Below are 16628 nucleotides of genomic sequence, written 5' to 3'. Positions count from 1 at the left end.
GATATCCTCGGGCCGTAACGTCCGGTACCCGCAATGCGGGACTGGAACGAACTTCGAGAGGACAAGGGTGACCTCGGACAAGGATGTCTGCGGAACCGATCTTGCGCCTGCACGACTGACGGTGGGAATCGTCTCGGCGGGACGCGTCGGCTCCGCCCTGGGTGCGGTACTCGAGCGTGCCGGGCATGTGGTCTTCGGTGTTTCCGCGATTTCGGACGCCTCGATTCGGCGGGCCGAGACGCGGCTGCCCGATTCCCGCATTCTGCCCGCCGAAGAGGTGGCGGCGCGCAGCGAACTGCTGGTGCTGGCGGTGCCGGACAGCGAATTGGCCGGGCTGGTCGCGGGTTTGGCGACCGCGGGCGTGGTGCGGCCGGGCACCATCGTGGTGCACACCTCCGGTGCGAACGGCATCGCGATCCTGGCCCCGCTCACCGCGCTGGGCGCGCTGCCGCTGGCGATTCATCCGGCCATGACCTTCACCGGCCATGACGAGGACATCGCGCGACTGGCCAATGCCTGCTTCGGCGTGACCGCCGCGGACGATATCGGCTATGCCATCGCGCAGGCGCTGGTGATCGAGATGGGCGGTGAGCCGGTACGGGTCTCGGAGGAGAACCGCACGCTCTATCACGCGGCCCTCGCGCACGGCAGCAATCACCTGGTGACCCTGATCGTGGATGCCGTCGCGGCCCTGCGCGCCGCGCTCGCGGGCCCCGGCCTGCTCGGTCAGCAGCTGGTCGACGACCAGCCCAACGGCCTTGCCGAGCGCATGCTGGCCCCGCTCGCCTCGGCCGCACTGGACAACGCGCTGCGCCGCGGCCCGGCCGCGCTCACCGGCCCGGTGGCTCGTGGCGATGTGCCCGCGGTCGCCGCCCACCTGGCGGCGCTGGAGGATCTGGACCCGCGTATCGCGGCCGGATATCGCGCTCTCGCACTGCGTTCGGCCGAACGCGCCCAGACCAACCCCGCCCTGTTCGATCTGCTGGAAGGACACTGATGGACCCGAAACTGCGTGGTACGTACAAGCGCGGTGAGCTGACCGTGTTGCACGAGCCTGCGGTGGTCACCTCGGTTGCCAAGGCTTTGCGTTCGACGGGTCGCACGGTCGCTCTCGTGCCGACCATGGGGGCACTGCACGAGGGCCACCTGGAGTTGGTGCGGCGGGCCAAGCGCACCAATCAGGTCGTCATCGTGTCCATCTTCGTGAATCCCCTGCAATTCGGTGCGGGCGAGGATCTGGACAAGTACCCGCGCACCCTGGACGCCGATGTGGAGCTGCTCCGCGCCGAGGGTGTGGAGCTGGTGTTCGCGCCCAGCGCCGCCGAGATGTACCCGGAAGGCCCGCGCACCACCGTGCATCCCGGCCCGATCGGCGATGAGCTCGAGGGCGCGGTGCGCCCCGGCCATTTCGCGGGCATGCTGACCGTGGTGGCCAAGCTGTTCCAGATCTGCCGTCCCTCCGAGGCGTTCTTCGGCGAGAAGGATTATCAGCAGCTGACGCTGATCCGGCAGATGGTCCGTGACCTGAATTTCGATCTGAAGATTGTCGCCATTCCCACCGTGCGTGAGCCGGACGGTCTGGCGCTGTCCTCCCGAAACCGATTCCTCGATCCCGCCCAGCGTGAGCTGGCGACCACGCTGTCCGCCGCGCTGGCCGCGGGCGGGCATGCCGCCGGACTTGGCCCGAAAGCCGTATTGGAAGCGGCACATTCGGTACTGTCCACGGTGTCGGGCATTGAACTCGACTACTTGGAGATCCGCGACTCCAATCTCGGTGTGGTGCAGACCAGCGGAAACGCGCGTCTGCTGATCGCCGCCCGAGTGGGCGGCACCCGCCTCATCGACAATCTGCCCGTCACCCTCGGTACGCCCGTCGACGGCAATCCGAACACTCCCTACCGGCCTGCTCAGGCCACAATTCGTTAGAAAGGCAACAGGCGATGTTGCGCACCATGATGAAGTCCAAGATCCACCGTGCCACGGTGACCCATGCCAACCTCCACTACGTCGGCTCGGTGACCGTAGACCAGGACCTGCTCGATGCCGCCGATCTGCTCGAGGGTGAGTTGGTCGCGATTGTCGACATCACCAATGGCGCCCGGCTCGAGACATACATCATCGCGGGTGAGCGCGGTTCCGGCGTGATCGGAATCAATGGCGCCGCCGCCCATCTGGTGAATCCGGGTGATCTGGTGATTCTCATTGCCTACGCACAGCTGAACGAGGCGGAAGTGCGGGAGTACGCGCCCCGCGTGGTATTCGTCGACGAGCGCAATCGCCAGGTGGAGCTGGGTTCGGATCCGGCGCACGCGCCCGAGGGCTCGGACCTGATCTCACCGCGGTCTCTATCCACGAACTGAACGGAGCGTCGGGGACACCCATGCTGCTGACCATCGATGTCCGCAATACCAGCATCGAGCTGGGCCTGTTCTCCGGTAGCGGGGAGCACGCGAAGCTGGTGCGGCAGTGGCGGACCCATACCAATCCGCTGCTGACCGCCGATGAATTCGCGCTCATGGTGCGGGGTTTGATCGGTGCGGACGCGGAGCAGGTTATGGGTGTCTCCGCGCTGTCCACGGTGCCGCCGGTGTTGCGCGAGCTCCGCGAAATGCTGGGCCGCTACTGGGGTCATGTCCCGAACATTGTGGTGGAACCCGGTGTGCGAACCGGTATTCCGTTGCTGGTGGACAATCCCAAGGAGGTGGGCGCGGACCGTATTGTGAACTGTCTGGCGGCCTACCATCGGTACCAATCCCCGGCCATTGTGGTGGATTTCGGTACGGCTATCTGTGTTGATCTGGTGTCCGCCAAGGGAGAATTTCTCGGCGGCATCATCGCGCCCGGTGTGGAGATTTCCACCGAGGCGCTGGTGGAGCGCAGCGCGTTGCGCCGGGCCGAGCTGGCGCGGCCGCGTTCGGTGATCGGTAAGAACAGCATGGAATGCATGCAGTCCGGCGCCGTTTTCGGTTTCGCCGGTATGGTCGACGGCCTGATCGATCGAATTCGCGATGAATTCGACGCCTTCTCCAGCGACGATGTGGCGATCGTGGCGACCGGTGCGACGGCCCCGCTGATCGTGCCGGAGTCCGAGACCATCGAGCATCATGAACCGCATCTGACCCTGGATGGTCTGCGCCTGGTTTACGAGCGCAACCAGCAGCGCAAGGTGCGCCAGCCGTAATGCGTACCCGTCGGTTTGTGACGCAGTCGTTTCCCGGAGCCTCTGTTGCTCCGGTTGGAACGGCTGCTAAGCTCGCCAACGTGTATTTCCGCGTGAGCACCCAGGAGTGTTGTCGAGGCTGATCAGCCTCGGCGTCGTCGAGGCATCGTTTTTGCCCTCGACCGTGCACACACTTCTTGGAGTTTCGCCTCATGCGATCTTCGGTACTTTCCCTTTCCACAGCCGATGCCACCCATGGCGCCTCCCGGCTATTGCCCGAGGTGACCGAGCGGGCCACCGCTTCGGCTCTCCCCACCCGGCTGCGTCCCGCCGACCTGCTGCGTCTCACCGACGAGGGCGCCGAGGACGTACTGGCCGGGCGTTACGATCACCTGCTTCCGGCCGATGGGCTGTGGCCGACCGAAAAGCGCTGGGCGGTAAGACTTCTCGCCGATGACGAGGTCGACCTGTGGCTGATCAGCTGGGTGGCCGATATCGCCACCGAATTGCACGATCACGCCGGTTCGCTCGGTGCGCTGACCGTGCTCTCCGGTGCGCTCTCCGAATTCCGCTGGAACGGTAAGGAATTGCGCCGGCGCGTGCTGTCCGCCGGTGATCAGGCTTCCTTCCCGCTGGGCTGGGTGCACGACGTGGTGCGTGCCCCCGCCGCCGAGGCCGGTATTTCCGGTCCGCTCGATCCGACTTTGAGTGTGCACGCCTATTCCCCGCCGCTGACCGCGATGTCCTATTACGAGGTCACCGGTCACGGCACGCTGCGCCGCACTCGCTCCGTTCTCACCGACCAGCCCGAAGGCGAACTCGAATGACCCACATGACGATCGACGGCATGCTCGCAGAGGCGCGCGAGCGGCTGCGACGCCTGTACCCGGTGGAAATTCCGCAGGCCATCGCCCGCGGTGCGCTGCTGGTGGATATTCGCCCGCAGGCGCAGCGCATGCGGGAGGGCACGCTCCCCGGCGCGCTGGTGATCGAGCGCAATGTCCTGGAATGGCGTCTGGACCCGACCAGTTCGGCGCGCCTCGCGCTGGCCGACGACCACGACCGCGAATGGATCATCGTCTGCTCGGAGGGCTATACCTCCAGCCTCGCCGCCTCATCGCTGCAACAGCTGGGCCTGCGCCGCGCCACCGATCTGGTGGGCGGATACCAGGCGCTCAAGGCCGCCGGACTGCTCATGGTGGCCGCCACCGCACCGCATTTCGAGCGCGAGGTCGTCACCCTCGCGTGGCTCTGAGCCGATCCGCGATTATCGGGGCACAGTTTGCCCGGGCGGCGGAAAAATGGGTTTCCACCGCAGGATAAGCTAAAGCCCCGTGAGCACCCCCACCCCCTCTTCTCCCGCCGGCACCACGTCTCCCGCAGGTCAGAAGCGTTCCGCGACTCCGGTCGTGGAACAGGATGTCCCCGAGCAGATGCGGATTCGCCGCGAGAAGCGGGAGCGGTTGCTGGCCGAAGGCCGTGAGGCTTATCCGGTGGTCATCGACCGCACGCATACCCTCGCCGAAATTCGCGCCGCATATCCCGAACTCGAAGCCGATACCCAAACCGGTCAGGTTGTCGGAGTCGCGGGCCGCGTAATTTTCCAGCGGAATAGCGGAAAACTGTGTTTCGCCACTCTGCAGGAGGGCGACGGCACCAAGTTGCAGGCCATGATCAGCCTCAACGGTGTGGGCGCGGAGTCGCTCGCGGCGTGGAAGTCCGATGTGGATCTGGGCGATTTCGTATTTGTGCACGGCGAGGTGATCGCTTCGCGCACAGGCGAATTGAGCATCATGGCGGATGGCTGGGAGATGGCGGCGAAGTCGCTGCGCCCGCTGCCGGTGGCGCACAAGGAGATGAACGAGGAGTCCCGCGTCCGGCAGCGCTACGTGGACCTGATCGTGCGCCCGGAGGCGCGTGAGATGGCCCGCACCCGCGTGGCCGCGGTGCGCGCGCTGCGAGACGCGTTGGAGCGCAGGGGTTTCCTCGAGGTCGAGACCCCGATGCTGCAGACCATCCACGGCGGCGCGGCGGCGCGCCCGTTCGTCACCCACTCGAATGCGCTGGATCTGGAGTTGTTCCTGCGTATCGCTCCGGAGTTGTTCCTGAAGCGATGTGTGGTCGGCGGTATCGAGAAGGTCTTCGAGATCAACCGGAACTTCCGAAACGAGGGTGCGGACTCCACCCATTCGCCCGAGTTCGCAATGCTGGAAACCTACGAGGCGTACGGCACGTACGACGATTCCGCGAAGATGATGCGGGAATTGATCCAGGAAGTGGCGCAGTCGGTCTACGGCACGCAGGTGGTCACTCTTGCCGATGGCACCGAATACGATCTGTCCGGCGAGTGGACGACCGTCGAGATGTACCCGTCGTTGTCGGAGTCGATCGGTGTGGAGGTCACGCCGGAAACGTCCGTACCGGAATTGCTGGCACTGGCCGAACGAGTCGGTCTGGAAATTCCGCAGGACAAGGGCTATGGCCACGGCAAACTGGTCGAGGAACTCTGGGAGCACGTCTACGGCGACAAGCTGTACGCGCCGACTTTCGTTCGTGACTTCCCGGTCGAGACCTCTCCGCTGACTCGTCAGCATCGGAGCAAGCCCGGGGTTACCGAGAAGTGGGATCTGTACGTGCGCGGGTTCGAACTCGCGACCGGATATTCCGAACTCGTAGATCCGGTGATCCAGCGGGAACGTTTCGAGGATCAGGCGCGTTTGGCCGCCGCGGGCGACGATGAGGCCATGCGGTTGGACGAGGACTTCCTTGCCGCGATGGAGCACGGTATGCCTCCGACGACCGGAACGGGTATGGGAATCGACCGGTTGCTGATGGCCCTGACTGGCTTGGGAATCCGGGAAACGATACTCTTTCCAATTGTGCGTCCAGTAGCTCGCTGAGTTCTCTGGATTGCATTGTCGGTGCCCGTTCTGGGACTATCGAATTCAGCGGTATTCTAGTTTTGGGTAATCGGCCTAACTATGCGGGTCGCACGATTTCGAGAGGACGTTCATCTCATGGCAAAGAAGGTCACCGTTAGCCTGATCGACGATGTCGACGGTGAGTCCATCGCGGACGAGACCATCGAGTTCGCAATCGATGGCGTCTCGTACGAGATCGACTTGTCGACGGCTAATGCGTCCAAGCTGCGGGACGGTCTGGAGGTCTGGGTTGCCAACGCTCGTCGCGTGAGCGGCCGGCGCCGTACCAAGGGCGCTGCCGTCGCTTCGACGGGTCCGAAGAGCCGGGTTTCGATCGATCGTGAACAAAGTGCGGCGATTCGTGAATGGGCGCGCCGGAATGGGCACAAGGTTTCTGCTCGTGGGCGTATCTCCGCGGACATCACGGAGGCTTACAACAAGGCCGCTGCGAAGAACTAGTCGTCTTTGCGACTGCCGTCCGGGTGTTTCGTGCGAGCCCGGGCGGCAGTGGTTTATTCATACGCTTTGCACATAACTCGTATGGGTGCGCCGTGTCCATATCCGTGGCACGATCTTGCTCGTGCCGAGGCGGCACGGCACCATTGAACTGTGCGGACGATGTCACTGGCTGGGTGTAGAGACGAGGTATCGGCGCAGTGACCGCATTTCACGGCTCATTACTGCGGGTCAACGACCACGAGGGCCGTCAGCACGAGTTGATGCTGGCCCCGGATCACCCGCGCGTCACCATAGGCCGTTCCCCGCAGGCCGACCTCTCGCTCTTCTGGGACGTCGAGGTGTCCCGCCTGCACGCGACCGCCGAATATCTGGGCGCGCACTGGACCATCGTGGATGACGGGCTTTCCCGCAACGGCACTTTCGTCAATGGGGACCGCCTGGTCGGACGGCACCGGTTGCAGCCGGGCGATGTGATCCGGATGGGCACCTCGCGGATCGTCTTTCACGACTTCTCCGGCGCCCCAGGCGATGTCACGCAGACCTCCACCGGCGGGCTGCCCACGCTGCGCTCGCTCACCGAAACCCAGCGGGCCGTGCTCATCGCGCTCTGCCGTCCGCTGCGCGGAAATGACGGGTTCGCCTCGCCGTCCTCCAATCAGCAGATCGCCGCGGAGCTTTTCCTGAGCGTGGATGCCATCAAGACGCATTTGCGTGCCCTGTTCGCGAAGTTCGGCGTGGAGGATCTCCCGCAGAACCAGAAGCGCGTGCAATTGGCCAATCTGGCCCTGCGCAGCGGCGTCGTCTCCGAACGGGATCTCTGAACCCGGCGAAACGGCGTCGGTGAATCACGCGAAACGGCATCGTCGAGCGTCTCGAGACGCTCGCTGATGTCCCCGAGCTTCTGGGGTATGTCGCACACTCGCGCCGGACGGTTGACTGGAAGTCGTTGAACAGCCCGGGAATTCCGGGACAAAGACCCAGTCAGGAGACATCTGATGTTTGCGCTTCGTATGGCCGCGCTGGTGGCGGCGACCCTGTCGACCGGCCTCATCGCCGGCCTCTTCTACGGTTACGCGAACTCGGTGATGCCCGCGCTGGGTCAAACCGACGACCGCGTGATCGTCGATGTGATGCAGCGGATCAACGTGATCATCGTCAACCCGCTCTTCATGCTGATCTTCATGGGCACGGTCGGTTTCACCGTGCTGGCGGCGGCGCTGCACCTGGGCAAGGACTCCCGAACCACGCTGCTGTGGATCGGTATCGCCCTGGTGCTCAACGTGATTGCCTTCGCGGTCACCTCGGGATTGAATGTGCCGCTGAACAATCAGCTGGCCGCGGCCGGGGATCCGGCACAGATCGGGGATCTGGCGGCGGTCCGGGCGCAGTTCGAAACCTCTTGGGTGCGTTGGAATATCGTGCGGGCGGTGCTGCACACCCTGGCGTTCCTGGTGCTGACCGGCGCGCTGTTCGTGGCCGGTGTGCAGCACGGTAAGGCGAATGCGACGGCTGCTCCGGCGGGTGCCACGGTCGCGGCCGCTCCGGCCTTCCAGCAGCCGCGGGGCGGGTTCGCCACGCCGATCGCGATGACCCAGCAGCGTGTCGCACCGGTGGCCCAGCAGGGTTTCGCTCCGGTGTCGCAGGGTTTCGCGCCGCTCCCGCAGCAGGCCTACCACCGGCAGTTCTGATCACCCGACCGCAAAACCGGGATCCGATTCGGGTCCCGGTTTTTTGCTGCGCGAGAGAGTGAAACAGGTTTCATAAATTACCCGCCAGTATCCCATCTCGCGTGCTTGTTTTTCGATTACGTTGTCGGAACGCGTTCTAGTTCGGGAGGGAACATGCGTGCTGCGCTACTGCGCCGTTCGCCGGGAAAACTGCTGGCGACGGCATTTCTGGCGATCCTGTCCCTGGGGGTGAGCGGGACGGCCCGCGCCGACCTGCCGGTGGACTACAACTTCTTCGCGGGCATCCCGTACGAACTGGCGAATCCGGGCGGTTCGCTGCCCGGGGCCAACGACTGGTCCTGCAAACCGACTGCGGCACATCCGGATCCGGTGGTGCTGATCCACGGCACCGCGGGCGGCGGGCAGACCAACTGGGGTGCGTACGCCCCGCTGCTGGCCAATGAGGGCTACTGCGTCTACTCCCTCACCTACGGCAGTCTCGATGTGCCGTGGCCGCTTTCGGCCCTCGGCGGGATGAAGCCGATTCCGGAGAGCGCCGCGCAATTGGGCGCGTTCGTGGACCGGGTGCTGGCCGCGACCGGTGCGCCCAAGGTGGACTTCATCGCGCATTCGCAGGGCAATACCGTCGGGAACTACTACATCAAGCGTGCGGGCGGACACGGCAAGGTGGATAAGTTCGTCGCCATCGCACCGCCGTGGCTGGGCCTGTTCGGCGACAGCATGAATATGATCCGCGCCTTCGGTAAGCAGTTGGGCGCGGACGCCGACTCGGTGGACGGCATGATCAGCGCGGGCGTCTGCCTGGCCTGCCCGCAGATGCTCGGTAACTCCTCGTTCGTGAACGCCCTGAACGCCGACGGCATCTACGATCCGACCGTCTCGTATACCAATGTGGCCTCGAATTTCGACGAAGCGGTCTGGCCGTCGGTCGCGCTGGTCCCCGGCCCGAACGTGGTGAACATCCTGGTGCAGAGCGATTGCGCCACCGACTTCTCCGACCACATGGCCATCGCGGGCAGTCGCCGAGTGGCCGCCGATGCGCTGAATGCGCTGGACCCGGCCCATCCCAGGCCCGTGCCGTGCGTGTTCATCCCGCCCTTCACCGGGTAATAGTTCTCTTGTTCGCTGTGGGCGTAGCCGGGACGGAAACGTTCCCGGCTACAGCCCCGTTATGAGGGAATGAGTCGTACTGAGGCCGGTTCGCAATAGGGTGGACGGACGACGTGCGTGACCCCCGCCAACTAGAGTGGAGGCGGGGGATGCAACCCCAGGGCTTCATGGCAGGCTGGCGACCAGAAGGGCAGCACAGGGTCTGAAGCGCCGGATGCCGTAGTAAGCGGAGCAGGAAGTGAGGGAGCGATGTTCGAGAGGTTCACCGACCGCGCACGGCGGGTCGTTGTCCTGGCCCAAGAAGAGGCCCGGATGCTCAACCACAACTACATCGGCACCGAGCACATCCTGCTGGGCCTGATTCACGAAGGTGAGGGCGTCGCAGCGAAGTCGCTGGAGTCGCTGGGCATTTCGCTGGAGGGTGTGCGGTCGCAGGTCGAGGAGATCATCGGACAGGGCCAGCAGGCGCCGTCCGGTCACATCCCCTTCACCCCGCGTGCCAAGAAGGTTCTCGAGCTGTCGCTGCGCGAGGCGCTGCAGCTCGGCCACAACTACATCGGCACCGAGCACATTCTGCTCGGCCTGATTCGCGAAGGCGAAGGCGTCGCGGCTCAGGTGCTGGTCAAGCTGGGCGCGGATCTGAATCGCGTGCGGCAGCAGGTTATTCAGCTGCTGTCGGGATACCAGGGCAAGGAGCCGGTCGAGGGTTCGGGCACGCGCAGTGAGTCGGGCACCCCGTCCACGTCGCTGGTGCTGGATCAGTTCGGCCGCAACCTGACCCAGGCCGCGCTGGAAGGCAAGCTCGACCCGGTCATCGGCCGCTCGAAGGAAATCGAGCGGGTCATGCAGGTGCTGAGCCGCCGTACCAAGAACAACCCGGTCCTGATCGGTGAGCCCGGCGTCGGTAAGACCGCCGTCGTGGAGGGTCTCGCTCAGGCCATCGTCAACGGCGAGGTGCCCGAGACGCTCAAGGACAAGCAGCTGTACACCCTCGACCTGGGTTCCCTGGTCGCGGGCAGCCGCTACCGCGGTGATTTCGAGGAGCGCCTGAAGAAGGTGCTCAAGGAGATCAACACCCGCGGCGACATCATCCTGTTCATCGACGAGCTGCACACCCTGGTGGGTGCGGGCGCGGCCGAGGGCGCCATCGACGCGGCCTCGATCCTCAAGCCCAAGCTGGCTCGCGGTGAACTCCAGACCATCGGCGCGACCACGCTCGACGAGTACCGCAAGTACATCGAGAAGGACGCCGCACTCGAGCGCCGGTTCCAGCCGGTGCAGGTCGGCGAGCCGACGGTCGAGCACACCATCAATATCCTCAAGGGTCTGCGGGACCGCTACGAGGCGCATCACCGGGTGTCCATCACCGATGGCGCGCTGGTCGCCGCCGCGACGCTCGCGGATCGCTACATCAACGATCGGTTCCTGCCGGACAAGGCGATCGACCTCATCGACGAGGCGGGCGCGCGCATGCGCATCCGCCGGATGACCGCACCGCCGGACCTGCGCGAATTCGACGACAAGATCGCCGACGCCCGCCGCGAGAAGGAAAGCGCTATCGACGCGCAGGACTTCGAGAAGGCAGCGCGCCTGCGTGACAAGGAGAAGCAGCTCGTCGCCAAGCGGGCCGAGCGCGAAAAGCAGTGGCGCTCGGGCGATCTGGACGTCGTGGCCGAGGTCGACGATGAGCAGATCGCGGAGGTGCTGGCCAACTGGACCGGTATCCCCGTCTTCAAGCTCACCGAGGAGGAGACCACCCGTCTGCTCCGCATGGAGGATGAGCTGCACAAGCGGATCATCGGGCAAGAGGATGCCGTCCGTGCTGTGTCGAAGGCGATTCGCCGTACCCGCGCCGGTCTGAAGGATCCCAAGCGTCCCTCGGGCTCGTTCATCTTCGCCGGTCCGTCCGGTGTCGGTAAGACCGAGCTCTCGAAGGCGCTGGCCAACTTCCTGTTCGGCGATGACGACGCGCTCATCCAGATCGATATGGGCGAGTTCCACGACCGCTTCACCGCTTCGCGTCTGTTCGGTGCCCCTCCGGGCTACGTCGGCTACGAAGAGGGCGGCCAGCTGACCGAGAAGGTGCGGCGCAAGCCGTTCTCGGTGGTGCTGTTCGACGAGATCGAGAAGGCCCACCAGGAGATCTACAACACCCTGTTGCAGGTCCTCGAGGATGGTCGCCTGACCGACGGTCAGGGTCGCACGGTGGACTTCAAGAACACCGTCCTGATCTTCACCTCGAACCTCGGTACCTCGGATATCTCGAAGGCGGTCGGCCTCGGCTTCGCCCAGAGCAATGCCGAGGGCTCGAACTACGAGCGGATGAAGCTCAAGGTCAACGACGAGCTGAAGAAGCACTTCCGCCCCGAGTTCCTGAACCGCATCGACGATGTCATCGTCTTCCACCAGCTGACCCAGGATCAGATCATCCAGATGGTGGACCTGATGATCGGCCGCGTCGCCAAGCAGCTCAAGAACAAGGATATGGAGATCGAGCTGACCGAACAGGCCAAGAGCCTGCTCGCCAAGCGCGGTTTCGATCCGGTGCTCGGCGCCCGTCCGCTGCGTCGCACCATCCAGCGTGAGATCGAGGACCAGCTGTCGGAGAAGATCCTCTTCGGCGAACTGGGCGCAGGTCAGATCGTGAAGGTGGATGTCGAAGGCTGGGACGGCGAAGGCCAGGGCGAGAACGCGAAGTTCACCTTCGCGGCCCGCGCCAAGCTGACCAAGAAGGAGACCGCCGAGGAGCAGCCGGTGGTCGTCGCAGGAGAGGCCGCCGCCGTCGGCGAGTAGTCTCCCGCGATGAAAATCGCTTGATCGTGAAGCCCCCTCTCACCAATGGTGTGAGGGGGCTTTCGCGTATCGAAGGGACGGCATGCTCACAGATGCTCAGGTGGACGCGTTCATCACCGATGGATTCGTGAAGGTCGAACAGGCCTTCCCGCGCGAGGTGGCCGATGCGGGCCGCGCCTTCCTCTGGCGTGAAACCGGTTGTGATCCGGACGATCCCGCCACCTGGACGCAGCCGGTCATCCGGTTGAACGGGTACGGCGACGAACCGTTCCGGCAGGCCGCCACCGCGCCCGCACTGGCGGAGGCCTGTGATCAGCTGGTGGGCACGGGGCGCTGGGTGCCGCGAAAAGGCATCGGCACCTTCCCCATTCGCTTTCCGAGCGCGGTGGCTCCCGGTGATGACGGCTGGCATATCGACGCCAGTTTCCCGGGCGACGACGATCCGGCCGACTACTTCCGATGGCGAATCAATCTGCGCTCCAAGGGCAGAGCCCTGCTGATGCTCTTCCTGTTCTCCGATATCACCGATGCGGACGCGCCCACCCGGATTCGCGTCGGATCGCACCTGCGGCTGCCGAAAGTGCTGGCCCCCTACGGTGATTCCGGGGTGCCGATGCCGGATCTGCTGGACGCTTACGCCGCGACCGCGGATCTACCGCAGGCGCTGGCGACCGGCCGGGCGGGCGATGTGTACCTGTGCCATCCGTTCCTGGTGCACGCCGCCCAGCCGCATCACGGCCGCACGCCGCGGTTCCTGGCGCAGCCGCCGCTGGAGCTTCGGGAGCCCTGCGTGCTCGACCGACCCGATGGCGCGTATTCGCCCGTGGAACAGGCGATTCGACTCGGTCTGGGTGAGCACTGATCGGTCCGGGGAAGCGCTGATCGTCCCTGGTGAGCGAACGCGTCGGTGTGGTCAGCGGAAGCGGGCCAGGATCGGGGCGAAGCTCTCGGCGAGTTCGCCGGGCACCAGCAGTTCGTCGATGCCGTACTTGTCGCGCAGCTGTTCCAGTGCCGCCGCCGCCTCCGACGGATCGCCGGGAAGCAGTGCGGCGGCGCGGGATTCGCGGAGGTGGTCGATGGTGATGCCGAGGTGGCGGGCGACGTAGAACGGGAGCTGGTCGCCGATGCCGACCAGTTGGAGGCTGAATCCGATGGGCCGGTCGGTGTGGTCGCGGACGGTGGCGGTGCGGATGGCGAGATCGTATTCGGTGCTGGCGGGGTCCACCGCGAGGTGAATGCGGTCGGCGTATTCCGCCGCGGTGGCAAGCATTTTCGGACCGCTCGCGGCGATGACGATGGACGGCGTGGGTTGTACGGTGGCGCGGACGTTTTCGATGGTGTCGATGAGTTGGCGGCGGCGATCGGCAGCGGAACCCCATGGCATACCGAACTTTTCGGCTTCTTTGCTCGCGTCGGGGCGACCGGTGCCCAGGCCCAGTTCGAAGCGGCCGTCGGAAAGCATCTGCAGCGCGGCGGTTTCGCGCGCGGTGACGGCGGGGGTGCGCATCGGTGCGGCGAGCACATTGGGGCGCAGCCGCAGGGTGGTGGTGACGGCGGCCGCCGCGGCCAGCGTCGGGAAGGGCGATGGGGTGTACAGGGTGTCCGGGAGCAGGACGGTGCCGTACCCCTGACGCTCCGCATCCTGAACGGCGCGAACCCATTCCGCGCCGGATCGGGGTGCCATGACGATTCCGAAGTTCATGCTCATGGTTCGAGGATGCGCGTGCGCCCGGGGTGGGCACATCGGTTTGGCGGCGGCCCGGGGACTACGTCTCGAGGCGTAGCGAATGCGGGCCGCCGCGGCCCGGAAACTCGGCGGCGGGGTCGGTTTCGCGGGCGTACGGTGGGCGGGGTCAGTCACCAATTCGGCTCGGGGGAGCGCACCATGACCAATCCTGATCTCACCCTCATCGCGGTTCTGCTGGACCGTTCGGGCTCCATGCAGTCCATCAAATCCGATACCGAGGGCGGTTTCGCGGCCTACTTCGAGCAGCAGCGCGAGGTGCCCAGGCGCATCGAGGTGACGCTGGCGCAGTTCGATACCGAATACGAAGTGGTGTACGCGAATCGGCCACTCGCCCAGGTCCCGCCGCTGGATCTGCAACCGCGCGGTATGACCGCCCTCTACGACGCCGTCGGCAAGCTCATCACCGATGTGGGCGCGGAACTCGCGGCACGTGATGAAGCGAATCGCCCGGGCACGGTCATCGTGGTGGTGATGACGGACGGCCATGAGAATTCCAGCCGGGAGTGGTCGCATACCGCCGTGAAGTCGCTCATCACCCAGCAGCAGGACACCTGGAACTGGAATTTCCTGTTCCTGGGCGCGAATATGGATGCCGTCGCCATCGGCACGGATATGGGTTTCTCGCCCCGCCAGTCCATCACCTACGCCGCCGCCCCGCAGGGTGTGTCCGGCGTCTTCAGGGCCGCCTCCGCCTACTCCGCCCGGTTGCAGGCCCCGCCCGCCCCCGGCAGCTACTCGCCCCGCGAGGAGGGCTTCACCGACGCCGAGCGGGATCAGTCCAACCCCGGCCGCTGAACTACTGCCAGCCGGGGCGGACCATGCCGGATTCATAAGCCATGACCACGAGTTGGGTGCGGTCACGGGCATTGAGTTTCAACAGGATTCGGCTGACGTGGGTGCGGGCGGTGGCGGGGCTCAGATAGAGGCGTTCGGCGATCTCGGCGTTGGTGAGCCCCTCGGCGACCAACGTCATGACTTCGCGTTCGCGATCGGTGAGTTCGGAGAACTGCTGTGCGGGAGCGGGTTTGGCGTGCGTGGCGAATTCGGCGACCAGTCGCCGGGTGACGCTGGGGGACAGCAGCGCATCACCGCCCGCCACCACCCGCACGGCCTTGACCAGATCGGCGGGCTCGGTGTGTTTGACCAGGAATCCGGTCGCGCCCGCCCGCATCGCCTCGAAGACGTACTCGTCGAGTTCGAAGGTGGTCAGCACCACCACCCGCACCTCGGAAAGCTCCGGCGCGGAGACGATTTCGCGGGTGGCGGCGAGGCCGTCGAGGATCGGCATGCGGATATCCATCAGCACCACATCGGGGATGAGTTCGCGGGCCAGGCGCACGGCCTGTTCGCCGTTGCCGGCCTCGCCGACCACCTCGATATCGTCCTGCGCGTCCAGCAGGGCCGCGAAGCCCGCGCGCACCAGCGCCTGGTCGTCGGCGATGAGAACCCGAATGCTCATGAAACCTCCTGCGGCACAGTGAACCTAGGCTGCCGGTTCGGGATGGTTCAGATGGACCGGTAGCCGGGCCTCCACCCGGAAGCCGCCGTCGGCCTTGGGTTCGGCGAGCAGTCGCCCGCCCAGGGCCTTGGCGCGCTCGGTCATTCCGGTGATGCCGTGCCCGCCGGTGTTCACGATGGCGCCGGGTCCACGCGTGGGCCGGGTGTTGTCGACCGCCAGATGCAGCCGGTCGGCCGAATAGCGCACGGTGACAAGCACACTCGCGCCGGGCGCGTGCCGCACCACATTGGTGAGCGATTCCTGCACGATGCGCGCGGCGGCCACGTCGACGACCGACGGCAGTCGTTTGGGCACCCCGGTCACGATGGCACGCACCTCCAGCCCGGTGGCGCGGGCGGGTTGCAGCAGGCTCTCCAGATCGCTGATGACGACCGTCGGCGCGATCGGCGCGGGCACGGTCCCGGTGCCGCCGCGAATGGAACGCAGCAGCGCGTGCACCTCGCCGAGCGCGTCCTTGCTGGCGTCCTTGATCGCGGCCAGCGCGGTCGCGGCCTGTTCGGGCCTGCGATCGATGAGTTCGAGCGCCACCGAGGACTGCACATTGATGAGCGAGAGGCTGTGCGCGAGCACATCGTGCAGTTCCCGCGCGATGGCGAGCCGCTCCTCGCTGACCCGCTGTTCCCGTTCGGCCGCGGCCCGGGCGCGTTCGGCGGCTTCGCGCTCGTGCTGCGCCTGTTCATTGCGGCGCGCCTCCTCGGCCCGCCCGCGTCGCGCGGTGGTGGCGGCCATGCGCTGTCGTAGCCCCTCGGCGATGGCGACGAGGACGACCAGCCAGGCGAGCAGTCCGAACTGCTGCCACGAATTGGTGTCGTAGCCGCGCCAGCCGGGTACCGGCCACACCATCAGCAGATAGCCGACCGGTACGAAACCGTAAGTGCGCCAACGTGGTCCGCGCACCCCGGCGGTGAGGAAGGCCACCACGAGCGCCAGGAACACCGGCCCGTACCCGTAGCCGATGAGCAGGTAGGCGCTGGTGATCGCGAGCACCGCGTAGAACACCGGTTCGGGGTAGCGTCGCCGCACCGTCAGTAGTAGCGGTCCGGCGGCCAATAGCGCGTATCCGAGCAGGTCGAGCCCGCGTGTTCCGGTCTGATGCTCGTTGGCCAGGGTGCCCGCGCCGAGCTGGATCGCGGCGACCACCAGTGCGAGCAGCACATCCCACCGCCGTGCCGCACTCGTCTCCATAGCTGCACGGTAGCGCCGTATCCACCGGTTCGGCACTGTCTCGGGG

The 16628-nt window shown here is 65.7% G+C and carries 17 protein-coding genes; 14 read left to right on the top strand and 3 right to left on the bottom strand.

What is annotated here, in order from left to right; genetic code table 11:
- Positions 1 to 67: 67 nt before the first annotated feature.
- The 13 genes from ACFVUS_RS19120 to ACFVUS_RS19060 all read left to right on the top strand — a co-directional run bounded on the left by ACFVUS_RS19120 (position 68) and on the right by ACFVUS_RS19060 (position 12993).
- Positions 68 to 997 (top strand): Rossmann-like and DUF2520 domain-containing protein, encoded by a 930-nt coding sequence (locus tag ACFVUS_RS19120; protein WP_387767625.1) that lies wholly within the window; start codon positions 68 to 70, stop codon positions 995 to 997.
- Positions 997 to 1926 (top strand): pantoate--beta-alanine ligase, encoded by a 930-nt coding sequence (gene panC / locus ACFVUS_RS19115; protein ID WP_387767622.1) that lies wholly within the window; start codon positions 997 to 999, stop codon positions 1924 to 1926. The genes ACFVUS_RS19120 and panC overlap by 1 nt, the downstream gene beginning before the upstream one ends.
- A 14-nt stretch (positions 1927 to 1940) precedes the next feature.
- Positions 1941 to 2360, top strand: coding sequence for an aspartate 1-decarboxylase (panD, locus tag ACFVUS_RS19110; protein WP_387767619.1), 420 nt, complete (start codon positions 1941 to 1943; stop codon positions 2358 to 2360).
- A 20-nt stretch (positions 2361 to 2380) separates the two neighbouring features.
- Positions 2381 to 3181, top strand: a complete 801-nt coding sequence (locus ACFVUS_RS19105) for a type III pantothenate kinase (RefSeq protein ID WP_375962334.1) — start codon at positions 2381 to 2383, stop codon at positions 3179 to 3181.
- 191 nt (positions 3182 to 3372) lie between these two features.
- Positions 3373 to 3987 carry a cysteine dioxygenase gene (locus tag ACFVUS_RS19100; RefSeq protein ID WP_387767615.1) on the top strand — a complete coding sequence of 205 codons (615 nt, stop codon included), beginning with the start codon at positions 3373 to 3375 and terminating at the stop codon, positions 3985 to 3987.
- A gap of 5 nt (positions 3988 to 3992) precedes the next feature.
- The gene (locus ACFVUS_RS19095) at positions 3993 to 4415 is read left to right on the top strand and encodes a rhodanese-like domain-containing protein (protein WP_364638010.1); all 423 of its coding nucleotides are present in this window, start codon (positions 3993 to 3995) and stop codon (positions 4413 to 4415) included.
- 178 nt (positions 4416 to 4593) lie between these two features.
- The gene (lysS, locus tag ACFVUS_RS19090; protein ID WP_387769992.1) at positions 4594 to 6060 is read left to right on the top strand and encodes a lysine--tRNA ligase; all 1467 of its coding nucleotides are present in this window, start codon (positions 4594 to 4596) and stop codon (positions 6058 to 6060) included.
- Between the two features lie 117 nt (positions 6061 to 6177).
- Positions 6178 to 6540 (top strand): Lsr2 family protein, encoded by a 363-nt coding sequence (locus ACFVUS_RS19085; protein ID WP_364637635.1) that lies wholly within the window; start codon positions 6178 to 6180, stop codon positions 6538 to 6540.
- Between the two features lie 197 nt (positions 6541 to 6737).
- The gene (locus ACFVUS_RS19080; protein WP_387767611.1) at positions 6738 to 7361 is read left to right on the top strand and encodes an FHA domain-containing protein; all 624 of its coding nucleotides are present in this window, start codon (positions 6738 to 6740) and stop codon (positions 7359 to 7361) included.
- Between the two features lie 174 nt (positions 7362 to 7535).
- The gene (locus ACFVUS_RS19075) at positions 7536 to 8228 is read left to right on the top strand and encodes a DUF1772 domain-containing protein (protein ID WP_387767608.1); all 693 of its coding nucleotides are present in this window, start codon (positions 7536 to 7538) and stop codon (positions 8226 to 8228) included.
- A 153-nt stretch (positions 8229 to 8381) separates the two neighbouring features.
- The gene (locus ACFVUS_RS19070; protein WP_387767606.1) at positions 8382 to 9338 is read left to right on the top strand and encodes a lipase family alpha/beta hydrolase; all 957 of its coding nucleotides are present in this window, start codon (positions 8382 to 8384) and stop codon (positions 9336 to 9338) included.
- Between the two features lie 249 nt (positions 9339 to 9587).
- Positions 9588 to 12131 carry an ATP-dependent Clp protease ATP-binding subunit gene (locus ACFVUS_RS19065; protein WP_387767603.1) on the top strand — a complete coding sequence of 848 codons (2544 nt, stop codon included), beginning with the start codon at positions 9588 to 9590 and terminating at the stop codon, positions 12129 to 12131.
- Between the two features lie 82 nt (positions 12132 to 12213).
- Positions 12214 to 12993 carry a phytanoyl-CoA dioxygenase family protein gene (locus tag ACFVUS_RS19060; protein WP_387767600.1) on the top strand — a complete coding sequence of 260 codons (780 nt, stop codon included), beginning with the start codon at positions 12214 to 12216 and terminating at the stop codon, positions 12991 to 12993.
- A gap of 51 nt (positions 12994 to 13044) precedes the next feature.
- Here the strand turns inward: ACFVUS_RS19060 and ACFVUS_RS19055 are convergent, their stop codons facing one another.
- Positions 13045 to 13839, bottom strand: coding sequence for an LLM class flavin-dependent oxidoreductase (locus ACFVUS_RS19055; RefSeq protein WP_387767597.1), 795 nt, complete (start codon positions 13837 to 13839; stop codon positions 13045 to 13047).
- A gap of 177 nt (positions 13840 to 14016) precedes the next feature.
- Here ACFVUS_RS19055 and ACFVUS_RS19050 point away from each other — a divergent pair, with 177 nt between their 5' ends.
- Complete coding sequence (locus ACFVUS_RS19050) at positions 14017 to 14673, top strand: VWA domain-containing protein (RefSeq protein ID WP_387767594.1); 657 nt, start codon at positions 14017 to 14019, stop codon at positions 14671 to 14673.
- Position 14674: 1 nt separating this feature from the next.
- On the opposite strand, the gene ACFVUS_RS19045 is transcribed toward ACFVUS_RS19050, so the two are convergent.
- Positions 14675 to 15337 (bottom strand): response regulator, encoded by a 663-nt coding sequence (locus tag ACFVUS_RS19045; RefSeq protein WP_387767591.1) that lies wholly within the window; start codon positions 15335 to 15337, stop codon positions 14675 to 14677.
- A 24-nt stretch (positions 15338 to 15361) separates the two neighbouring features.
- The gene (locus tag ACFVUS_RS19040) at positions 15362 to 16582 is read right to left on the bottom strand and encodes a sensor histidine kinase (RefSeq protein ID WP_387767588.1); all 1221 of its coding nucleotides are present in this window, start codon (positions 16580 to 16582) and stop codon (positions 15362 to 15364) included.
- Between the last annotated feature and the right edge of the window lie 46 nt (positions 16583 to 16628).

This window comes from Nocardia sp. NPDC058058 (genome assembly GCF_042885355.1).
In the GTDB taxonomy this organism is placed as follows: domain Bacteria; phylum Actinomycetota; class Actinomycetes; order Mycobacteriales; family Mycobacteriaceae; genus Nocardia.
The sequence above is the reverse complement of the archived record's forward strand: the minus strand, read 5'-3'. Positions and strand labels throughout refer to the sequence as shown.